The sequence below is a fragment of the Sediminicola luteus genome, assembly GCF_002514735.1.
Classification (GTDB): domain Bacteria; phylum Bacteroidota; class Bacteroidia; order Flavobacteriales; family Flavobacteriaceae; genus HQA918.
Window position 1 is genome coordinate 1 of record NZ_KZ300476.1, and the last position, 24439, is coordinate 24439.

Sequence of the window (24439 nt, forward strand, 5' to 3'; positions counted from 1 at the left end):
CGGCATCTACCTCGGCTTCGTATACCTTGACCGTGATACTTGCAGTATCGGTACAGTCTGGATCATCGGAACGACTCACGGTAACCGTGTAGGTCGTGGTCTCGGTCGGACTGACCTTGATCGTTCCTGTTGTGGCACCATTACTCCAGCTAAAGGTGTTGCCACCAAAAGCATGGATCGTGGTCTCCTCACCCGGACAGATAGTGGTATTCGCACAGCTTATGGAAGCACGAACATTACATTTGTCATCCTCGCAAGCATCTCCGATACCGTCGTTGTCGGCATCTTCCTGACCTGGGTTGGCCGTCTGCGGACAATTGTCACAGGTATCACCGATACCATCATTATCTGCATCCGCTTGGTCAGGGTTTGCTGTGGTAGGACAATTATCGCATACATCTCCTATTCCATCATTATCTGAATCCTCTTGATTAGGATTGGCCGTAGTCGGACAGTTATCACAATCGTTAGGGATACCGTCGTTATCATCGTCAGGCTCACAATCATCTGGGATACCGTCATTGTCACAGTCAGGTTCCTGATCATCTGGGATGCCGTCGTTGTCACAATCGGCCTCACAAGCATCGCCTATACCATCATTGTCGGCATCTTCCTGACCTGGGTTGGCCGTCTGCGGACAGTTGTCACAGGCGTCACCTACACCATCGTTATCGGCATCTTCCTGATTCGGGTTTGCTGTGGTCGGACAATTATCGCAAACATCTCCTATACCATCATGATCGGAATCCTCTTGATTAGGATTGGCTGTTGTTGGACAGTTGTCACAATCGTTAGGGATACCGTCGTTATCATCATCCGGCTCACAATCATCAGGGATACCGTCGTTGTCACAGTCAGGCTCCTGATCATCAGGGATGCCGTCGTTGTCACAATCGGCCTCACAAGCATCGCCTATACCATCATTGTCGGCATCTTCCTGACCTGGGTTGGCCGTTTGTGGACAGTTGTCACAAGCGTCACCTACACCATCATTATCCGCATCTTCCTGATTCGGGTTCGATGTCGTTGGACAGTTGTCACATACATCACCGATACCGTCATAATCTGAATCCGCTTGGTTCGGATTGGCGTTATCCGGACAGTTATCACAAACATCACCTACACCATCGTTGTCCTTATCCTCTTGGTTCGGATTGGCGGTTTCTGGACAATTGTCACAGACATCACCGACGCCGTCGTTGTCCTTATCCTCTTGGTTCGGGTTCGCAGTCGTTGGACAGTTGTCACAATCGTCTGGGATACCATCGCCATCGGTATCGGGCTCTTGATCATCCGGAATACCGTCGTTATCACAGTCCTCCTCACAAGCATCGCCTATACCATCGTTGTCGGTATCTTCCTGACCTGGGTTGGCCGTCTGTGGACAATTGTCACAAGCGTCACCCACACCATCATTATCTGAATCCTCTTGATTCGGATTAGCGTTATCCGGACAGTTGTCACAAACATCACCTACACCGTCGTTGTCCTTATCCTCTTGATTCGGATTGGCGGTATCCGGACAGTTGTCACAAACATCACCTACACCGTCGTTGTCCTTATCCTCTTGATTCGGATTGGCGGTATCCGGACAGTTGTCACAAACATCACCTACACCGTCGTTATCCTTATCCTCTTGGTTCGGGTTCGCAGTCGTTGGACAGTTGTCACAATCATCTGGGATACCGTCGCCATCGGTATCGGGCTCTTGATCATCCGGGATACCGTCGTTATCACAGTCTTCCTCGCAAGCATCACCTATACCATCGTTGTCGGCATCTTCCTGACCTGGGTTGGCCGTCTGCGGACAGTTGTCACAAGCGTCACCTACACCATCATTATCGGCATCTTCCTGGTTCGGGTTCGATGTCGTTGGACAATTGTCACAGGTGTCACCGACACCATCATTATCAGCATCCGCTTGGTCAGGATTTGCTGTTGTAGGACAATTATCGCATACATCGCCTATCCCATCACTATCTGAATCCTCTTGGTTCGGATTAGCGTTGTCCGGACAGTTGTCACAAACATCACCTACACCGTCGTTGTCCTTATCCTCTTGGTTCGGGTTCGCAGTCGTTGGACAGTTGTCACAATCGTCTGGAATACCATCACCATCAGTGTCCGGTTCTTGATCGTCTGGGATACCGTCGTTATCACAGTCTTCCTCGCAAGCATCACCTATACCATCGTTGTCGGCATCTTCCTGACCTGGGTTGGCCGTCTGTGGACAGTTGTCACAATCGTCTGGAAAACCATCACCATCACTATCGGGTTCTTGATCATCTGGAATACCGTCGTTATCACAGTCGGGTTTCTTATAGATCCCCGCATCTACGGTAGTATCATTCTCACCCGGATCCAAATCGATACAATCGGTACGGCCATTGGCCCCCGCATCTGAGTCCGTGGCATCGTTACCACCCTGGTTGGCCGGGGAGCGTACATAGCCCGTAGGCAATACGAACTCCACGAAATAATCCTGATCGGGATCCAAACCGGTGAAGGCATAGTTACCATTACCGTCGGTGGTCGTGGTCGCTATCGGTGTGGTACCTCCACATACATAGAGTCTTACCGTTACACCCGATACGCCATCCTCACCCGGATCTTGTACCCCGTCCATATCTTCATCGTCCCATACGCGGTCGCCCAAAGAGGCGGTCGGTTTGTAGATACCGGCATCTATAGTGGTATCGTTCTCACCCGGATCCAAATCGATACAATCGGTACGGCCATTGGCCCCCGCATCTGAGTCCGTGGCATCGTTACCACCCTGGTTGGCCGGGGAGCGTACATAGCCCGTAGGCAATACGAACTCCACGAAATAATCCTGATCGGGATCCAAACCGGTGAAGGCATAGTTACCATTACCGTCGGTGGTCGTGGTCGCTATCGGTGTGGTACCTCCACATACATAGAGTCTTACCGTTACACCCGATACGCCATCCTCACCCGGATCTTGTACCCCGTCCATATCTTCATCGTCCCATACGCGGTCGCCCAAAGAGGCGGTCGGTTTGTAGATACCGGCATCTATAGTGGTATCGTTCTCACCCGGATCCAAATCGATACAATCGGTTCGGCCATTGGCCCCCGCATCGGAATCCGTGGCATCGTTACCACCCTGGTTGGCCGGGGAGCGTACATAGCCCGTAGGCAATACGAACTCCACAAAATAATCCTGGTCCGGATCTAAGCCGGTAAAGGCATAGTTACCGTTGGCATCGGTGGTCGTGCTTGCAATCGGTGTGGTACCCCCACAAACGTAGAGCCTTACCGTTACGCCGGATACGCCGTCCTCACCCGGATCCTGTACCCCGTCCATGTCCTCGTCGTCCCATACACGGTCACCCAAAGAGGCGGTCGGTTTGTAGATACCTGCATCAACAGTAGTATCGTTCTCACCCGGATCCAAATCGATACAATCGGTTCGGCCATTGGCCCCCGCATCGGAGTCCGTGGCATCGTTACCGCCCTGGTTGGCCGGGGAACGTACATAGCCCGTAGGCAATACGAACTCCACGAAATAATCTTGGTCCGGATCCAAGCCGGTGAAGGCATAGTTACCATTGGCATCGGTGGTCGTTGTCGCTATTGGCGTAGTGCCCCCACAAACGTAGAGCCTTACCGTTACATCGGATACACCATCCTCACCCGGATCTTGTACCCCGTCCATGTCCTCGTCGTCCCATACACGGTCGCCCAAGGAGGCCGTAGGTTTATAGATACCTGCATCAACAGTAGTATCGTTCTCACCCGGATCCAAATCGATACAATCGGTACGGCCATTGGCACCGGCATCGGAGTCGGTGGCATCGTTACCACCCTGGTTGGCCGGGGAGCGTACATAGCCCGTAGGCAATACGAACTCCACGAAATAATCCTGGTCGGGATCCAAACCGGTGAAGACATAGTTACCATTACCGTCGGTGGTCGTTGTAGCAATCGGTGTGGTGCCCCCACATACATAGAGTCTTACCGTTACGCCGGATACGCCATCCTCACCCAGATCTTGTACCCCGTCCATGTCCTCGTCGTCCCATACACGGTCGCCCAAGGAGGCCGTAGGTTTATAGATACCTGCATCAACAGTAGTATCGTTCTCACCCGGATCCAAATCGATACAATCGGTACGGCCATTGGCACCGGCATCGGAGTCGGTGGCATCGTTACCACCCTGGTTGGCCGGGGAGCGTACATAGCCCGTAGGCAATACGAACTCCACGAAATAATCCTGGTCGGGATCCAAACCGGTGAAGACATAGTTACCATTACCGTCGGTGGTCGTTGTAGCAATCGGTGTGGTGCCCCCACATACATAGAGTCTTACCGTTACGCCGGATACGCCATCCTCACCCAGATCTTGTACCCCGTCCATATCTTCATCGTCCCATACGCGGTCACCCAAAGAGGCGGTCGATTTGTAGATACCGGCATCTATAGTGGTATCGTTCTCGCCCGGATCCAAATCGATACAAGCGGTGCGGCCATTGGCACCGGCATCGGAGTCCGTGGCATCGTTGCCGCCCTGGTTGGCAGGGGAACGTACATAGCCCGTAGGCAATACGAACTCCACAAAATAATCCTGGTCCGGATCCAAGCCGGTGAAGGCATAGTTACCATTGGCATCGGTGGTCGTTGTAGCAATCGGTGTGGTGCCCCCACATACGTAGAGCCTTACCGTTACACCCGATACGCCATCCTCACCCGGATCTTGTACCCCGTCCATATCTTCATCGTCCCATACGCGGTCGCCCAAAGAGGCGGTCGGTTTGTAGATACCCGCATCTATAGTGGTGTCGTTCTCGCCCGGATCCAAATCGATACATGCCGTGCGGCCATTGGCCCCCGCATCGGAGTCCGTGGCATCGTTACCGCCCTGGTTGGCCGGGGAACGTACATAGCCCGTAGGCAATACGAACTCCACGAAATAATCTTGGTCGGGATCTAAACCGGTAAAGGCGTAGTTGCCATTGGCATCGGTGGTCGTTGTCGCTATTGGCGTAGTGCCCCCACAAACGTAGAGCCTTACCGTTACATCGGATACACCATCCTCACCCGGATCTTGTACCCCGTCCATGTCCTCGTCGTCCCATACACGGTCGCCCAAAGAGGCGGTCGGTTTGTAGATACCTGCATCAACAGTAGTATCGTTCTCACCCGGATCTAAATCGATACAAGCGGTGCGGCCATTGGCTTCGGTATCGGAATCCGTGGCATCGTTACCGCCCTGGTTGGCCGGGGAACGTACATAGCCCGTAGGCAATACAAACTCCACGAAATAATCCTGGTCAGGATCCAAACCGGTAAAGGCATAGTTGCCATTGGCATCGGTAGTGGTGGTCGCAATCGGTGTGGTACCTCCACAGATGTAGAGCCTTACCGTTACACCCGATACACCATCCTCACCCGGATCTTGTACCCCGTCCATATCTTCATCGTCCCATACGCGGTCGCCCAAAGAGGCGGTAGGTTTATAGATACCCGCATCTATAGTGGTGTCGTTCTCGCCCGGATCCAAATCGATACAAGCGGTGCGGCCATTGGCACCGGCATCGGAGTCCGTGGCATCGTTGCCGCCCTGGTTGGCAGGGGAACGTACATAGCCCGTAGGCAATACGAACTCCACAAAATAATCCTGGTCCGGATCCAAGCCGGTGAAGGCATAGTTACCATTACCGTCGGTGGTCGTGGTCGCAATCGGTGCGGTGCCCCCACATACATAGAGTCTTACCGTTACGCCGGATACGCCATCCTCGCCCGGATCCTGTATACCGTCCATATCCTCGTCGTCCCATACGCGGTCGCCCAAGGAAGCCCTGGGTGGTGGAACAATTCCGGCGTCAATCGTTAAATTATCAGTATTGTTTACAGTAAAGCAATCGGTTACCCCATTGGCGTTGGCATCTGAATCTAAGCTGTCGCCATTTTGGTCCTTTAATGTGAAATTAGAATTGGCGGGAATATTGCTAAACTGTATATAATATTGTCCTCCAGAACATACATTGAACATATAACTTCCGGGAGTACCGCCCATGGTAGTGGTAACCGTGGTATCAATTAAGGTACCCCCTTCATTATTCCCATTTTCACATCGGTATAAGGAAACAATCACCCCATTTATTCCGGGTTCATTTGCATCCTGAACACCATCCCCATCCAAATCTGACCAAACATAATCCCCGATTTTTACTGGGGTTCCTACGGAAACATTTACGGAATCGGATAAATCACAACCACCGCATCCGGTAACACGAACATTGTAGGTGCCATTTCTATCTACGGTTATACTGCGTTGGGTATTACTTCCTACGATATTACCGTTGGTCGTACCCCATTGAAAAGTGAGATCATTTAAGGTACAATTACCCAAATTGCTTACGTTGGCGGTTAAAGTAGTTTGACCACCATTACAATTTTCAACATCTGGACCTGCATCTAATTGTAAGGTACAACTAGGCTCGGTTACCGTAACCCTTATTGAATCGGTATCATTACAATTCGAATTACTTGGATCCGTAACTGTAACGGTATAGGTAGTGGTCTGGGTAGGATTAACGGTTATAGATGCCGTAGTCTCTCCCGTACTCCATAAATAATTGGGCCCTCCTGAGGCCGTTAATGTGGTTGACTGACCACGTTCTACGGTTACATCAGTACCCGCATTGGCACTTACGCTATTGATATTGTACTTGAGTACATTTACATAATCAAATACCCCTTCAGTACCTAAACCATATCTGGTATTTTGTTGCCAAGTGCGTATACAATACTGTAAACTAGAAGTACCTTGATTAATATGATTGGTTACATCCCTCGTTATAATATCGAGGTTGGGGGCCGTTCTTCCCCTAAACGGGTTGTTACCTTCAACAGCCTGACCATTAATTTTTAATTCTTCATTCTTATAACTATCACCTTCAAATGCAACAATGGTCATTTCGGCCTTATCGGTACAGGCCGTAGGCTCAATGCAACTAAGAGTCCTACAAAAAGTGCCTCCGTTTCCGTTGTTAAATGTGTTTCTTATTTTATTGTGGCAAACATGAACACGACATTCATCTTGTTGATTATCGTCTTCATACACCACAACCAAAGACCAAGCCCCAAATGCGGAGTTGGCGTTACAATAATTACTCGAGTTATCCCAGTTAAGCCCGGAAACAGTAATATTACCTCCTTGGTTAACGATATTCGTCACATCGGTGCGTGCCGTAAAGAAAGTTCCGTAGTGTCGCCAAAGCACCCATCCCAACCAGTTTCTCCCTTCGGAAATAACATGGCGTATACTGTGCGTATTCGACGCTGTTACTTGTTGCCCATTGATGGTTACCCTATTATCTATCCCACCTGAACCGGCCCACTGCAAATAGGCTTTGTGAACCTTTGCTCCATTGGGAATATTAAGATAGGCTGATGATTGGCCCTTTTTACCACAGTTATCTTTGGCTTCATGATAATTCATGGAATTACCAATCACCTCATAATCGACCTTTCCTTCAAATATTTTACAGTCGCCCCCACAACTCGATTCATCTACCTGAAAGGGCATTTCGGGTAAAGCAGCTGGATAGGCCATATTGGAGTTCACCCAATTATTCCATAAGGTGTCGTTATGTATTGGAACGGTAGAGCCATTGGCCCTTGCCATACATAGGACACCAAATAAAAGAATAGGGAAAACCCACCACTTTATGTGTTGGTTTTTCATTTCATTTTTGGTTTTCGTTATACCTTTTTTATGCGGGGATTTTGAAAAGCTCAAGTGTACCAACCTTGTTGGTAAAGCAGCATGTTACTTAGGGGTTGCCCCTAGCGGAATACGAAGAAGTTAAGTGTAGTTATTTCTCATCAATGGCGATTTTATAGTGTTTCTCAAGGGCCAAGAGAATAAATTTTGCTGTTTATTGAAGGAAATGATCGATGAAAGTGACAGAATTACCTTTCTTTTAACAAAATACAATAACGCTTTAACATGAACTTTTATATCAAAAAAAGCCTGGGGCTTTACCCCAGGCTATCAACAACTTATGTTATTATTTACATTACTTCCCTAAAAAAGTTACGGCCATAAGCGCCGCTTGCATGTTAGAAGCCGCTTCACTATCTGATGCCTTGGACAGGAAATATAAAGTATGTGGTTTGCCATCGGTAATCGGTTTAATCTTAAATGGAATGGCTCCACCATTTTGACCATCTCCAGCTTGTGCTTTTAGCTTTGCCTTACCTAATAGTTGGCCTCCAGGTGAATCTAGACGAATCTCAAAATCGATATCAGTAGGTATACCACCCATCCAACCGGCCGTTAGGTAACCCGATGTTATACCGGTTAATGCCATTTCAGTTAAGGCAAACCAACCTGTATCAGCAGGAATCAGTAAAAGATCTTGATTATTAAAGTTGACCTGTGAAAAACCTTGGGCCTGAATAGCACCACCAAAACCAAGGGTATTACTTCCCAAAACTTTTCGGGTACCCCCCGTGAGTGCACGAACCCCTTGGGCACCGGCGTCGGTATAGGTTGCTGAAAGTACCAAGGACTCCCCAGCATTCACACTTTCTGGTATAAAAGATCCTTGGGCCGGAAGCGATGGTTTTTTATTGGCATCTTGTCCTAGGCTTAAAATCCAGTTTACGATATCGTTTAGGTCTTTATCTGAAATATCGACATGGGCCGGCATCATTACCTCGCCCCATACACCAGTACCACCGTTTTTGATTTTCTGACTTAAATAAGATTTGGCATCCGATCGACCGACATATTTTTTGGAAACATCCATATAACTAGGCCCTATGGAAGCTCCGTCCTTTTTATGACAGGCCTTACAATCCATATTCTTGGTCAGGGTCTCGCCACTTAGCTCGGCAATGGTCTCTTGGTGGCCCATATCCATAGAGGCCTCATCCATACCCGATAAATAATCTACAGCTACGTAGAGGCGTTCAGGTGCTATGCTTTCCCCATCGGGATCGGATACCGTAACTTTATAGCCAATCGGTTGCCCTGGCACGAAGAAACTCCTATCCCCGCCTTCCAATTCTATTTGCACCGTTGGCCTTGAATTTCCGGCGTAGACCATTTTGGTTGCTGAGCTAATACTTTCCCCAGAAGGATCGGTTACGGTAACGGAAATAGGATATTCTCCAGCGTCTTTAAAGGTATAACTCAAAGTAGGCTCGGTAGTTTCGACTTTTCCAGCCTTCCCTAAATCCCAAGAGTAGCTAAGGGCATCGCCTTCCCTATCTTCAGCTTCTACGGCAATATTTACGGCCAAGGGTAATTTCCCACTATTATGATCTATGGTCATTTCCCCCACTAAGGGCGGACGGTTTCCGGCCTCATAATCCAATCTTGCAAGACCGGAATCGGCATTTTGCCTAAACCAACCACTACCGTATTCCAATAAATAGATATGTCCGTCTGGACCAATCTCCATATCTATTAGATTACTCACTTTTACGTTGGGCGCAAAGGGCTCCATCTTTTTAAAATCTCCATTCGGAAAAAAGCTGATGGCCATCATCCAACCCCGCATCCATTCATAAGCAATAAACTTTTCGTCGTAATAATCTGGCAATCCGGATCCATCAGGGAACATATCGGCATAATAGACGGGACCGGCCATTGGATTTTTACCACCAGAACCAATCTGGGGGAAATCGCCGGAAGGCCCATAGGAATACCATACCATGGCCGCTTGGGCAGGTGGTAATTCTTTTAATCCTGTATTATTCGCTGAATCGTTTATGGGGGCATCGGTCTTAAAAGGCTCACCAAACTGCCCTGTGGCATAATCGTAATCGCGATAGGCGGTATTGTCACCTGCAAAAAGAGGCCAACCGAAATTACCAGCCTCCGTAGCCCGATTTATTTCGTCATAGCCTCGGGGTCCTCGAGTGGCCATACTATCTTTTTGGGCATCGGGACCAACATCTCCCCAAAATACATGGCCGTTCTTTTGGTCTACCGAAATACGATAGGGGTTTCTGTGTCCCATGGTGTAAATTTCTGGGCGTGTTCCCCCCGTTCCTTCTGGGAAAAGATTTCCTTCGGGTATGGAGTAAGTAGCATCGTCGTTTATTTTAATCCGAAGTATTTTTCCCCTCAAATCGTTGGTATTGGCCGATGATCTTCTAGCATCGTATTGCTCTTTACCAGGCAAGTCATTTAATGGCGCAAAACCACTATTTACATAGGGTGCACCTGGTTCATTGAAAGGTGTTGTATTATCTCCTGTGGAAAGGTATAACAATCCATCGCCGCCAAAGGCAATTGACCCCCCAGTATGACAACAAATCTGGCGCTGCGACCATACATCTAAAATCACTTTCTCGGATTCCATTTGCAGTTTGTCATCCTTAAAATCGAAACGGGAAAGTCGGTTTACCGAAGTGTCTTTTGGACTGTAAAAAACATACACCCAATTATTGTCTTTAAAATTAGGATCGGCTTGAAGCCCCATAATTCCTTCTTCGGCATTTACCCCAGGTACTGAAGTTTTGTGGTACACGTCTAAATGTCCCGCATCTTGAATTTTATCCGCCCCATTTTTATACAGTTTCACACCACCTTTTCTTTCCACAACCAGAATATCTAGGTTGGGTAAAATGGTCATTTCGGTGGGTTCGTCGAATACGCCGGTAACCAAAGGGGTTTTATAGAAACGATCGCCATCGGGTGGTATTTGGGTCGTGGCTTTTTTGTAATCCAAAACCAAGTTCTCACCCATGGCATATTGAATTCCACCCAACAGATGCTTTAGGAAAGGTTCTTCCGAAAAACTCTCATCGGTATGGCCCAAACCGGTGTAAAAAGCACGACCACCATCGAATTCGTGATACCATGCTATAGGGTGAAAATCGCCATTCTCGCCCCCTTCATAACTGTTTTCGTCTAGGGTAACCAGTACATTTACATCGGGGTTTAATAATTTATAGTTATACAATTCGTCGCGACGGTGCCAAATCGAATCGGTAAAATGGGCCGTGGCCGGAAAATTGAAATCCTCAATGATAAAATCGGCTTCTTGGGTAGCCGGATGGCTTTTAAAATACCCCCCTACCAATTTACCATACCAACGCCAATCGTATTCGGTATCGGCGGCGGCATGAATACCGACAAAACTTCCACCCGCCTGAATATAGCGTTCAAATGCGGCTTCTTGTTTATTATCCAAAACGTTGCCCGTGGTACTAAGAAAGATAACCGAAGCATATTGTGCTAGGTTAGCTTCATTGAATTGATCGCCTTGGGAAGTGGTGTCGACAGCAAAGCCGTTCTCCGTGCCTAATTTTTTAATGGCAGCCACACCGTGCGGAATGGAACCATGCTTGAATCCGGCTGTTTTGGTAAACACCAATACTTTGGGGTTACCCTTGCGCTTTTGGGTACAAGCCGAAAAAAGTGTCAGGGCAAAAATGGCCAGACACCAAAACTTAAAGGTCTTCATGTAGTCGTAGTTGTTTGTTTGAGTTCGAAGCCGAATATACTAATTGTGTACGGTTTACCTATTGAAGATGAATCAAAAATGTCTCTAAAAATCTACGTTAACGTTGTAGTAGGGTTCTATTGCCGTTAGTTCTTATTTAAAGTTGCCAACCAATAATCAGCCACCGGGTTGTCTCCTTTTTTATCTAAGGGTATGGCCTCGATAAACTTGTTTTTTTTCCCGGAAGGCCATAAGACTACCTTGCTTACCAATAAACGGATCTGATTTTCATTTAACCGGTCATACTCCCGTAAAATTTCTAAGCCCTGGTCCATCATAGTCTCATCCAGCTTTTGTAACAGGTTGTTTTGGCTATGGGTGTCCCATTCATAAAAACCAGCATACAACCAGCTTTTAAAATGGGATGTCACCAAAGTTTTTTGGGGTAGTTTTTTAAGTAATTGTACCCGCCACTGGGGCGTTGCAGTGGTGAACAATTCGGCAAGGCGGGATTCGTACACACCCAAATCCGAAGCAGGAATTTGCCTAAGGGCATAGGCTTGGTACTGCTCAATATCGCTATCCAAAAGCTTTGCAAAACCATTTTTGGCGAAATACTCGGAGGAACTATTTTTTATGTGCTTTAGTACCACTGGATCATGGGCCAAATGCCATAAGCTATAACAGCTATAGGCCCCACCTGCCACTACTTCGGCCTTTAACTCTTCTTTAGTAGCCCCTGAGGTAGCATCGAGATCCAACGGATTATCGGTGGGCACCTTATCGATTAACTCATCCAAGGTTTTATGTCGGAATACCGAGTTTTTATTGGCCAGTAATTTATGTAGTTTGGCGTAATCAGCAGCCTCAAATTTGGCATGTTCGTATTTGGTAAGCGGCGCATCTTTTACAATTCCGTAGCCCCAATAATCACCTATAAGGCTCCAAAACATATTTATCTCGGCCAGTTTGCATTCGCCATTGGCACACACCACCACCGACATGGGGGAATAGTAGAACAAGGCTTCATCTTGGGCATCGCTGACCAAGAACATCTGTTGCTCGCCCGTGGTCTCAGTATCGCCAAAAGTAAACACCTCTTCTACTTGTTGGGCTTGCTTCCAAAGGGTGCCGCCTTCAAAAAACAAAGGGGGGTCCATAGGATCGTTTTGGAAGGAAAACCAGCCGCACGAACCCAAAACGATCACTATTCCCCAGAGTTTCATTGTTGCTTGTCAATAAGGGCTAAATACTCTTCTAAATGATTTTCATATAAGCCCCTGGGTTTCACCTGATGTTTTTTACATAAAGAGGCCGCAAAACCAACGGCAGCTCCCATCTGACCCGTGGTAAGCATTACCCGTGGACCGCCCAAGCCGACATGTGAGCAGCTAAAATTTCGTCCGGCCATAAAGAGGTTATCTATATTCTTGGAATAGAGACTGCGGTAGGGAATAAAATAGGATTCCGTTTCGTAGAAAATGGCCTTCGAAAGAAAATCGGGCTTTTCGGGGTTTTGCAAGTTCTGCTGAAAATGTACATCGATTTCCCGGGTCTCTTCCACTACGGCATCCTTAAATTTCGTATGCTCCAATACATCTTTGAAGGTAAATACATAATCGCCGATCAAACGTCTCGATTCACGCTTACCCAGAAGATAGGATACCCAATCTAATTTTATGTTATCATGTTTCCCGGACTCTTTGGCGGTAGCGAACGAACCGTATATAGCCCGAAGCATATGATCGCGAATCTGCTCGCCATCGTGAATTTGATGCAGGTCGTTTCGAGAGAACTCCCAATACCATTCTCCGGCAATGGCGGCATGTTTGCCCGATACCCCTTTAGCCCAAGGTACTTTCGGAAAGTTTTCCTTGCGATCACTTTTATGGGTCTGCCATAATACTGATGATCCCATCACAAAATCATCGGCCACTTCCGGACTCCAGAGTTCGCCCCATTCGTCCCAGGCCTCGCCATAGGTATCGGCACTTTCGCGCCCATAGGAAAACTCAGCCCCGGCCCAATAGCCGATCCAGCCATCTCCGGTAGAATCCACGAATAAGGGCGCTTTAAACCGGATACGCTCACCAGAAGTCGTCTCGCGGGCATCTACATAGGTAATGGTACCATCTTCGGCTTTGGCATCGTAGGCGCGCCAGTTCAAAAACAGGGTTATGTTTTTATAGCCTTTCATATTCCTATCCCGCTTTTCTTGGTCTTTTTTGGCCTCGGACGACCCGTTCGGGTAGTGTTCGGTATCTATTTTACGTAGTATGCGTTCGTATTTTCCATAAATCCCCAAGGTATGTACCCGTATTTCTTCACTGGCATTCCCTCCCAAAACCGGCCTATCGTGGATCAAAGCCACCTTCAATCCTTGTTCGGCCGCCGCTATAGATGCCGCACAACCGGCCAAGCCGCCACCGACAACTACCAAATCGAATTTTTGGGTCTGTTCCGGGGATTGTGGTTCTTTTAGCATGCTTTTGCGCCAACTGGTCAAAGCACTGTCGTCTATTTTAGGCATGTCCTTTTCGGTCGAAAAATACAGGGCATCGCAGCGGGCATTAAAGCCGGTTAAATCCTGTAGGGTTACAGTCATTTTTTTTGACTTCACATCAACAGATCCGGCATATTGCCAACCCCAACCGATTTCGGTTCCCAAGGTTTCGTTCAATTCCTTTCCGTTTACCTTCACCTTAAACTGCCCCGGGGCTTCCCAAGGTCCGGGGATCCAATCGCGGGTGCGGGCCCAAACATGATAGGTTCCTTTTTTCGTTTTTACCGTTGTTGAGGCATCCGCTACCGGAACACCCATACCGTGGGCCATGAGATAGGGTGAGCCCATTTGCTCAACAAATTGTGGGTCTACGACCCAACCACCTTTATCATCGAAACTTTCGGCCTCCAATAGAAAAGAATCTTGGCCATATAAAACGGTAGCACACAGGCTAAGAAATGCTAGTAATAGTCCTTTGGTCATAATCTTGGTTTTGTTGGCCGCAAATCATCTCCGTTGCGACCGACTTAAAACTATGATTTTTCGGGCATATAGCATCCACACTTCTACCAATAGCGCCAAAATTGACTTTAGCGGCTTACGAAAACGTTTTCAAAAAGAGATCTATGACTCTCTCTGGCCTGCTAATTTTGTCTAATTATGTACCTTGGCCAAAACAACTGCCTATGCGGAATCTTCTTTTCTTATCCTTGGTTTTGACCTTTTCTTGTGGTGGACCCAATACTCCCACTTACGATGTTTTGATTAAAAATGCCCAAGTACTTCAATTGGATTCCGGTACCTATAGGACCTTAAGCCTGGGCATTACGAATGGCCGTATCGAAAATGTAATCCCTCCTTCGGAATTATCCCTAGTATCTACAAAAGAAATTATTGATGCCAAAGGCAAATATGCACTACCTGGGCTTTGGGACAATCATGTGCACTTTAGAGGAGGCGAAAACTTGGTACAGGCTAATGCCAACCTACTACCATTTTACCTAGACTATGGTATAACCACCGTACGGGATGCCGGTGGGGATCTTACTTCCCATGTGCGGCTTTGGCAAAAAGAAATTGAAGAAGCTACGCGTATGGGTCCAACAATTTTTACTTCTGGCCCTAAAATAGATGGAAAAAGCCCTACTTGGGCAGGTTCATTTGAGGTTGCGAATCCACAGGACATAGTAAAATCCCTCGATTCATTACAAAAACTAAAAGTCGATTTTGTAAAACTCTACGATAGCACCATTGACGGAGCCTTGTATCTGGAAACTATTCGGGAAGCCGAAAAAAGAGGCATGAAGGTTACCGGACACCTCCCCTATTCCATCCCAGTGAATGAAGCCATTGATGCCGGGTTGGATGGTATAGAGCATTTGTATTTCGTACTAAAGGCCTGTAGTTCAAAGGAAACCGAAATTACGGCAGCCATCCAAGACGGAAGCATGGGCTTTTGGGAGGCCCTACCCTTGTTACTAGAATCTTATGAAGAAACCACAGCCCAGGCTTTTTTCAATAAACTGAAAGATAAAGGGGTGTTCGTGGTGCCTACCTTGCATATTGGACACACTTTAAGTTATTTAGATGAAATTGATCATAGTCAAGATGCCTTTTTAAGTAAACTACCCCAAGATTTTATCGACACCTACCAAGGGCGTATTTCACGATTTGAAAGAAGTAGTACGGAAACCCGTGAAAAAAGAAAAGCCTTGGACACCTTCTTTCAGCAGCTCACCTATAAGCTTTATACCGCTGGGGTTCCTCTTTTGGCCGGTTCCGACAATGGTGCCTACAATGCCTATGTATATCCGGGGATATCGCTGCATCTAGAATTGGCCGCCATGGTAAAAACGGGTATACCTCCTTTGGACGCTTTAAAATCGTCCTTTGTAAATGGCCCAGACTTGCTCGACAAAGATGCATTTGGCAGCCTAGAACAAGGCAAGATTGCCGACATACTTTTATTGAATAGTGACCCACTACAACAAATTGAGTCACTCCAAGATATATACCTGACCCTAAAATCCGGTGTACCCTATAATCCCCAAGCAAAAAACTGAATTCCATGAAAAAAATAGTACTCCTCTTATTATGTTTAGTCCCATTAAGCATCCAGGCCCAATACATTCTAAAGGCCGATCGGGTTTTCGACGGATTTGAAATGCATAAAGATTGGGTGGTTGTGGTCGAGGGCGAACGTATAACCTATGCGGGGCCAACCTCTAAGACCAGAAAATTGAAAGGCAACTATATCAAACTACCCGGCACAACCTTGATGCCTGGAATAATCGAAGGTCATTCCCATATTCTGCTCCATCCGTACAACGAGGTATCGTGGAACGACCAGGTATTAAAGGAATCACCAGCAGAAAGGGCCATTCGGGCCAGTGTTCATGTAGAAAATAGTCTCATGGCCGGAATTACCGCTATGCGGGATCTGGGGGCCGAAGGCGCTGGTTATACCGATGTTTACGTAAAACAAAGTATTGCGAAAGGCATTATCCGTGGGCCTAGACTTATGGTTGCCGGACCGGCCATCGTTGCCACCGGTGCTTATGGCCCAAAGGGATTCCACGACGGCGTACAAGTTCCTTTGGGGGCCGAACCCACCAGTGGGATCGAGGGTATAATCACCACCGCTAGGCGCCAATTAGGCCAAGGTGCCGATCTGATCAAGGTGTACGCCGATTACCGCTGGCACCCGGGCGAGGCTTCGCAAGCCACTTTTTTACAAGAGGAACTCGATGTTTTGGTTAAAACCGCCACCAGTGCCGGACGCTGGGTGGTGGCCCATGCCAGTACCCCCGAAGGAATGCGCCGGGCCGTTTTGGCCGGGGTAGAAACCATTGAGCATGGCGATGGGGGTACCCGCGATATCTTTGAATTGATGAAATCGAAAAACGTGGCCCTTTGCCCCACCTTGGCCGCTGGCGATGCCATTACCCAATACCGGGGATGGAAAAAGGGACATGAACCCGAACCGGAACGTATACAACAAAAGCGAAAATCGTTCCAATTAGCATTAGAGGTAGGCGTACCCATAGTTTTTGGGGGAGATGTCGGGGTGTTTACCCATGGCGAGAACTACCGGGAAATGAAACTCATGGTAGATTATGGCATGTCGCCAAAAGATGTTTTGAGAACAGCCACCTCGGGCAATGCCGAAATCTTACATTTTAAAGACCTCGGACAGGTTAAAGCCGGTTTTTTGGCCGATCTGATTGCCGTAAAAGGAAACCCCACGGCGGACATTAAAGCCATGCGTGAGGTTTCGTTCGTTATGCTCAACGGCGAATTGATCAAAAATCAATCCATCGAAGAATAATCAGTAAAAGGTTATTTTTTCGCTTTTAGTTTTTCTTTGACCATGCTGTAAAATTTGTGGTAATCGGGATGCAGGGTAAAACGAACCCCTTCCTTAAATCCACCGTCTTGGGCCTTGGCCAGCATTTGTTTTGGATCGGCCTGGTGCTTTTCCTGTAAAAGCTTGCCCAAGGCAAAAGCCTCTTTGTCAGCCTTTTCAAATTCCCCGGTATTGGTCAGTACCCCAAGGGTGAGAAATTGATTCGGGTCTATCGCCGCTAGGGCCGCTACCTTGGCCAACCAAGTCTCACTTTCTGGTTTAACGCCTCCTTTTTCATCAAAGAACAAACTGCGATCCATCGTAAGCTGTAGTTCGCCTTCTTCAACCCCCATTTTCGCCTGGTCTCCAAATTGCCCCTTGGCATAGGTCAACAACACAATGGCCAAAGAATCGTTTTTCGAAAAAGCATCGGTAACCACGGCAATCTGATCTTCTTTTTCCTCTAAACTCGCTAAGGCCTTTTCTACATTTTCAGAGTTCTTACTCGAAACTTCGGCAAAGTTCTTTAAGTTGGTCAACAAGGCCTTATTGGCATCTTTAAGTTCCGTAACTTGTTTTTCGAACTCAGTGGCCTTGGCCAAACTCGAGCTTTCATTACGCTTGGCTTCGGCAATTTCACTTTCCTTGGCCCGTAGTTGGTCCTCTAAACGGGCCACCTGGGCAATCAGCTCACTTTTTTTCTGGGCAATGCTATAACTGCTTGCCAAGACAAAACATATAAGGGGTAGTATTTTTTTCATAGGTCTGTTTTATTTCTTTAGGTTAGTTTGAGCCCACAAAAATAGGATTTTGAACAAATGTGGAAAATCCGCTCCCTGTTAAACCACCAAAAACATACGAAATACAACGAATGAAGGGGTAAACGTAATTTCTTAAGAGTGAACGACCCTCGGTTTCCTTAACAGATCTTTAAGAAAGCTAGCCTAGCATTTCCCTATCTTTAGCGGGCTAATTAGTCAACTACTCTCAATGAAAAAACTACTCTTTTTAGGGATGCTTTTCGTATCCCCTTTCATGTTCGGTCAAACCTTGGACATGAAATTACTTCAAGACCTAAAACCCCGAAATATTGGCCCAGGTGGTATGAGTGGCCGGGTTACCGCTATAGATGTGGTTCATGACAACCCCGACATCATCTATGCCGGAACCGCATCCGGCGGACTTTGGAAGTCGGAATCCGGTGGAATCACCTGGAAACCGATTTTCGATAAAGAGGTTACGGCCTCCATTGGTGCCTTGGCCATTCAACAATCAAATCCTTCGGTGATTTGGGTAGGTACCGGTGAAGGTAACCCTAGAAACAGCCTTAATGGGGGTTATGGCGTATACCGATCTTTAGATGGCGGTAAGACCTGGAAGGCCATGGGGCTTGAAAAAACACGACATGTACACCGTATCGTAATCGACCCCACCGACCCCAATACGGTTTATGTGGGCGCCATTGGTTCCCCTTGGGGAGAACACCCAGAACGAGGCGTGTTCAAAACCACCGATGGCGGAAAGACTTGGAAGAAAATCCTCTTCGTAAACAATAAAACCGGGGTAGCCGATATGGTTATGGACCCCAAGAACCCGAACAAACTATTGGTGGCCATGTGGGAGCATAAACGCGACCCTTGGTTCTTTAAATCGGGTGGGGCCGGCAGTGGTCTATATATGACCCATGACGGGGGTGCCAACTGGAAAAAACTGAACGACGAAGACGGCTTGCCCAAGGGCGATCTTGGGCGTATCGGAATTGCCATTGCCCCAGGAAAACCCAATGTGGTCTACGCTTTGGTCGAAGCCAAAAAGAATGCCCTATATAAATCGGAAGACGGCGGTTTTAAATGGAAGAAAATCAATGATAAGAACGATATTGGCAACCGCCCGTTCTACTATTCCGAAATCTATGTAGACCCACAGAATGAGAACCGTGTCTACTCAATTTTCACCTATGTAAACGTTTCTGAAGATGGTGGAAAGAACTTTAAACAATTGATGCCCGCCTATGGGGTTAGCAACGGGGTGCACCCCGATCACCACGCCTGGTGGATTCACCCTACCAACGGTCAGTTTATGATCGATGGTAACGATGGTGGTTTGAACATTACCAAAGATGGTGGTAAAAGCTGGCGTTTTATCGGTAATTTGCCCGTAGCCCAATTCTATCATATCAGCACCGATAACGAATATCCTTATAACGTTTATGGTGGAATGCAAGACAATGGTTCCTGGCGTGGACCAGCCTATACTTGGCGTGTCCAGGGTATCCGAAACTCCTACTGGCAAGAAATCGCCTTTGGTGATGGTTTCGATGTGGTACCCGATAAAGACGATTCACGTTATGGTTATGCCATGAGCCAACAAGGGTTTGTCTCGCGTTACGATTGGCAGACCGGTAACAATTATATCGTACGTCCTACCCCGCCCGATGCCACCACCAAGCTTCGGTTTAATTGGAATGCGGCCATTGGGCAAGACCCCTTTGACAATAGCACGGTTTATTTCGGGAGCCAGTTCGTTCACAAAAGCACCAACAAAGGTGAAACCTGGACGGTTATTTCCCCAGACCTGACTACCAATGATCCTGAAAAACAAAAACAATCGGAAAGTGGTGGTCTCACCATGGATGCCACTGGGGCCGAAAACCACTGTACCCTATTGGTCATAGAACCTTCGACCTTGGAAAAAGATATGCTATGGGTCGCCTCGGATGACGGACGGGTACATTATACGCAAAATGGTGGCCAAGACTGGATCGAGGTTACCAAGAACATCAAAGGCCTACCTGCCGGAAGTTGGATCGCCCAGATCAAGGCATCGAACAAAAACAAAGGGGAAGCCTTATTGATCGCCAACGATTACCGTCGTTTCAACTATACCCCATATGCCTATCGCACCAAAAATTATGGTAAGAGTTGGGAGCGTATCGTCGATGAAAACGATGTACAGAGTTATACGCTATCCATTATCGAAGACCCCAAAAACCCAAATCTGTTGTTCTTGGGTACCGACGATGGTTTATATGTTTCTTTAGATGCGGGCAACCAATGGAAAAAATGGACGGAAGGCTTCCCAACCGTGTCTACCAAAGATCTGGCCATTCATGAGCGTGAACAAGATTTGATCATAGGTACCTTCGGAAGGGCCGCTTGGGTGTTGGACGATATCCGTCCGCTTAGGGCCATTGCCGGAAATACTGCCGTTCTGGATAAGGAAATCAGCCTTTTCCCAAGTCCGGATGCCTATTTGGCCGCTTACCAACAGCCCACCGGTAGTCGTTTTGGGGCCGATGCCATGTACCATGGCGAAAACCGCAAGGCCGGTGCCATGATCACCTATTATTTAAAATCGGTAGCAAAACCTAAGACCGACTCTAAAGACGACAAGAAGAAAGCAGCGGAAAAAAGCGGGGATTCAGAAGATGCGGATAAAAAGAAGGAAAAGACCAAAGATTCGGTCTTCTTCACTTTTTACAAAGGCGACAAATTGATCCGTACCTTAAAATATAAAACCCCTAAAAAGGCCGGTTTCCATAGAATCTATTGGAACCTGGACGAAAAAGGGGCCGATAGGCCTTCAAGAAAATTGTCGAAACGGAAAAACGAACCTAGTGGTGCCACCATTTTACCGGGTACCTATACGGTAAAAGTAGCCTATGGCGAACTGACCGACGAGACCCAGATTACGGTTAAGGCAGATCCGAGGATCCAAACCTCTGAAAAGGCCTTGAACGAGGTCTATGCCGCTACCAAAGAACTGGAAGGGTACAGCCAAAAAGCTGCCGATGCCGTAAAGCAATTGAACACCAGCAAAAAAACGGCCAACGAGCTTTCTAAAAGGCTTTCGGACCTCGATAAGGAGAAATATAAGGATGCCATAAAATCTTCCAAGGATATCGTAAAGTCCATCGATTCTATTGTTGCCCTGTATATAGGCAAGGAAGACAAACGGCAAGGTATAACCCGTAATCCGGAAGTCACTGTAATGCAGCGTATGGGAATGACCAATTACTATGTGCAAACACGACAAAAGGGTGTGACCAAAACAGAAACCGATATGATCGGTTATATTAAGGACGACCTCACTAAGGCCTTGGATAAAACCAATACTTTTTATACCGAGAAATGGGGCCCTTACGAAGAAATGATCCAAGGGTTAAACCTAAGCCCATTCAAGAAAACCGAAAAATTCCGGTTAGGGGATCAATAGGTTTGTAAGACAAGGATTGAAATGGACAAAGGTTGGCGTAAGTCAACCTTTGTTATTATATTTCGCTTTTTTTAACCCAATAACAGAGGCCCAAACGGGCATTTTGCTTAAACCAAGGCCAGCCTATAACACTAGCCCTTATTATATGCCGGTTTATAAACACCATTTCATGAAAAGGATAGCGGTAACCCTAGTCTTCTTAATTTCTATAATCTCGGCCAAGGCCCAAACCGGTTCAGACGAATGGGCCACTTGGTATCTATACTTTGGTACTACAAGAGTCTCGGAGAAGTTCAGCATTTTCACCGAATTCCAATTGAATTACTGGGAGATGAACAAAAACCGTAACCAAACTTTATATGTAGGTGCACTAAACTATCACTTAAACAAAAAGGCTACCTTCTCTTTGGGTTATGCGTATTCCGATTTCGACCCATCTTTTGGAGACGGCCTGCCCGGGGCACCCGTAACCAATAAATTATTGGAAAACCGTTTGTTTCAACAGTTCAATTACTCCCATGGGAACGAAAAGGTAAAGTGGGCCCACCGATTTAGGCAAGAACAACGCTTTTTTAATAATCTAGATACGCGCGTTTTAGATACGCAGCACCGATTTAGATATCGTCTACAGGCCACTGTTCCCATTGGGGAAAAGTATTATGGGGTTATCAACGATGAGATTTTCCTAAACCTACAGAATCAATTCTATAACCAAAACCGTTTCTTTATCGGGATTGGCAGGCATATAACTTCCAACTCTAAAGTACAGTTGGGTTATTTGAACGTAGATTTCAGACAGGCCAATTATCACCGAATCTGGATAGGTTTTTCTTTTAATCCCGACTTAAGGAAAAAATCTACGCCTTAAGTCTTTATGCCTTCAAAAAAACTTGTTTTTACAAATCTCTCCGGACAGCAACTTGTCGGGAGGCTCGAATTACCGGTTGACAGTCATCCACATAATTTTGCCCTGTTCGCCCATTGTTTTACCTGTACCAAAAACCTTTCCGCAGTTCGGCATATCAGTAAAGCCCTAACCGCTAAAGGTTTTGGGGTGTTTCGCTTCGATTTTACTGGATTAGGCGAAAGTGAAGGTGATTTTGCAGACACCAATTTTTCGGGAAACATCGATGATCTTATCGCGGCATCCCGTTTTCTGGAAACCGATTACCAAGCACCAAGTTTGATTATTGGTCATTCTTTGGGAGGTGCCGCGGTTATTTTGGCCGCCAATCAAATTCCTAGTGTCAAAGCCGTAGCTACCATTGGTGCCCCGGCAGACCCCGAACACGTGACCCACTTGTTGCAATGTAGTTTAGCCGAAATAGAATCCCAAGGTGTGGCTCAAGTTGATTTGGGTGGCCGACCCTTTACCATAAAAAAACAGTTTGTAGACGATTTAAGGACCCAGCAACTGCCCCAAACCCTGAAACAACTGAAAAAACCTTTATTGATCTTGCACGCTCCGCAAGACAGAACCGTTGAAATAAAAAACGCAGAACTACTGTACATGGCCGCCCATCACCCAAAGAGTTTTATCTCCTTAGATGGGGCCGATCATTTATTGAGTAGCTCTGCCGATTCGCAGTATGCGGGTCATGTTATTGCTGGTTGGGCCGAGCGATACCTCACCAAACCGGAAAACAAGACTCTAGAAACACAAGATCAGGTAGTGGCCCGCTTAGATGCCGAAGATGGGTATACCACTTATATGAAGGTTGGCCGTCATAACCTAATTGCCGACGAACCCATAAGCCTGGGCGGCAACGATTTTGGACCTTCGCCCTATGAGTTGGTTTCGGCCGGACTCTCGTCCTGTTCGGTTATTACCGTTCAAATGTATGCCCGACGCAAAGGTTGGCCTTTAGACAGTATCGAAGTACATACCAACCACCGACAAGAAAAGGAAACCATAGACGGCAAACTACATCGAAGGGATATTTATGAACGTAAGGTAAAACTATCGGGAAACTTGGATGATGCCCAGCGAAACAGACTGTTGCAGATTGCCGATAAATGCCCCGTGCATAAATCCTTAAAACAAGGCAGTGAGATTATTTCGGTACTCGTCGATTGATTTTGCCGAATACAGGGCTGTTTTTAGGTTCAAATAATGCTTAATTTTGAAAAAAATCCAATCACATGAAGAAATTAGCATTTGCCTCATTATTGACCCTAGCCTTAACCTTTTCTTGTAAGGAGAACAAAAAAGCCGAGACTACGGACGCGGATACCAAAGAAGTGGTTACCAAAAGTGGTTACCAATTGGTCAACGATTCCGTTAAAGTGGGCTTCACCGCATATAAAACCACTGAGAAAAAACCGGTTGGAGGCAGTTTTACCGAAATCAACATCAAAAACTCCGTACAAGGTGATACGCCCTTGGCTGCATTGAACGGTATTGAGTTCGGGATTCCGGTGTCTAGCCTTTTTACCAATGATGCCACAGGAACCCGTGACCCCAAGATCAAAGAGTTCTTTTTCGGCGTCATGAAGAATACCGAATTAATCAGTGGAAAGCTTTCAGTTAGCGGGGAAGCTTTATCCATGGAAATTACCTTAAATGGGGAAACCAATAGCATTCCCATGACCTTGGAACAAGTAGATGGCCACAACTATAAAGTGTCGGGCACCATGGAAATGGGCGATTGGAACGCCTTGGAGGCCGTTGCTTCAATCAATAAAGCTTGTGAAGTTTTGCATACAGGACCCGATGGGGTGAGCAAAACTTGGAGCGATGTGGCCGTTCATGCCAACATCAGCTTTGAAAAACACTAAAACTATTTTTTGTGAAATAGTTATAGAATCCCGCTTCGGCGGGATTTTTTGTACCCTCGAATAAAGAATACCCCAGTTTTGATAAAAATGCACTAAAAAATTCGGGAATAGGTACCAATGTATTTACTACTTTAGCACTTTCTTTGGGAAAATGGTGGACTCCCG

The 24439-nt window shown here is 46.9% G+C and carries 11 protein-coding genes; 6 read left to right on the forward strand and 5 right to left on the reverse strand.

All coding sequences use genetic code 11. The annotated features are described in order from the left end of the window. The 4 genes from B7P33_RS19610 to B7P33_RS00020 all read right to left on the reverse strand — a co-directional run. The coding region (locus B7P33_RS19610; RefSeq protein ID WP_172435808.1) for an SdrD B-like domain-containing protein at nucleotides 1–7714 on the reverse strand (7714 nt) is incomplete at its 3' end. A gap of 334 nt (nucleotides 7715–8048) precedes the next feature. After that, nucleotides 8049–11453 carry a ThuA domain-containing protein gene (locus B7P33_RS00010; protein WP_097439923.1) on the reverse strand — a complete coding sequence of 1135 codons (3405 nt, stop codon included), beginning with the start codon at nucleotides 11451–11453 and terminating at the stop codon, nucleotides 8049–8051. Between the two features lie 125 nt (nucleotides 11454–11578). Beyond that, nucleotides 11579–12592 (reverse strand): hypothetical protein, encoded by a 1014-nt coding sequence (locus B7P33_RS00015; RefSeq protein ID WP_141402351.1) that lies wholly within the window; start codon nucleotides 12590–12592, stop codon nucleotides 11579–11581. A gap of 62 nt (nucleotides 12593–12654) precedes the next feature. Continuing rightward, on the reverse strand, nucleotides 12655–14418 hold the full coding sequence (locus B7P33_RS00020; protein WP_097439925.1) for an FAD-dependent oxidoreductase: 1764 nt from the start codon (nucleotides 14416–14418) through the stop codon (nucleotides 12655–12657). A 203-nt stretch (nucleotides 14419–14621) separates the two neighbouring features. On the opposite strand from B7P33_RS00020, the gene B7P33_RS00025 reads away from it, so the two are divergent. Beyond that, nucleotides 14622–15998, forward strand: coding sequence for an amidohydrolase family protein (locus tag B7P33_RS00025; protein ID WP_097439926.1), 1377 nt, complete (start codon nucleotides 14622–14624; stop codon nucleotides 15996–15998). Nucleotides 15999–16003: 5 nt separating this feature from the next. Beyond that, complete coding sequence (locus B7P33_RS00030; protein WP_097439927.1) at nucleotides 16004–17263, forward strand: metal-dependent hydrolase family protein; 1260 nt, start codon at nucleotides 16004–16006, stop codon at nucleotides 17261–17263. A gap of 11 nt (nucleotides 17264–17274) precedes the next feature. Here B7P33_RS00030 and B7P33_RS00035 read toward each other — a convergent pair whose 3' ends face one another. Then, nucleotides 17275–18042 carry a hypothetical protein gene (locus tag B7P33_RS00035; protein WP_097439928.1) on the reverse strand — a complete coding sequence of 256 codons (768 nt, stop codon included), beginning with the start codon at nucleotides 18040–18042 and terminating at the stop codon, nucleotides 17275–17277. 229 nt (nucleotides 18043–18271) lie between these two features. Between B7P33_RS00035 and B7P33_RS00040 the strand changes: the two genes are divergently transcribed. The 4 genes from B7P33_RS00040 to B7P33_RS00055 all read left to right on the forward strand — a co-directional run bounded on the left by B7P33_RS00040 (nucleotide 18272) and on the right by B7P33_RS00055 (nucleotide 24274). Further along, a complete protein-coding gene (locus B7P33_RS00040) occupies nucleotides 18272–21496 on the forward strand; it encodes a WD40/YVTN/BNR-like repeat-containing protein (RefSeq protein WP_097439929.1) in 3225 nt (1074 codons plus the stop codon). A gap of 169 nt (nucleotides 21497–21665) precedes the next feature. Then, entirely contained in the window at nucleotides 21666–22364 is a 699-nt protein-coding gene (locus B7P33_RS00045) for a DUF2490 domain-containing protein (protein WP_172435809.1), read from the forward strand. A 6-nt stretch (nucleotides 22365–22370) separates the two neighbouring features. Beyond that, the gene (locus B7P33_RS00050; protein WP_097439931.1) at nucleotides 22371–23573 is read left to right on the forward strand and encodes a bifunctional alpha/beta hydrolase/OsmC family protein; all 1203 of its coding nucleotides are present in this window, start codon (nucleotides 22371–22373) and stop codon (nucleotides 23571–23573) included. Nucleotides 23574–23638: 65 nt separating this feature from the next. Then, the gene (locus B7P33_RS00055; protein ID WP_097439932.1) at nucleotides 23639–24274 is read left to right on the forward strand and encodes a YceI family protein; all 636 of its coding nucleotides are present in this window, start codon (nucleotides 23639–23641) and stop codon (nucleotides 24272–24274) included. The last annotated feature ends 165 nt before the right edge of the window (nucleotides 24275–24439 follow it).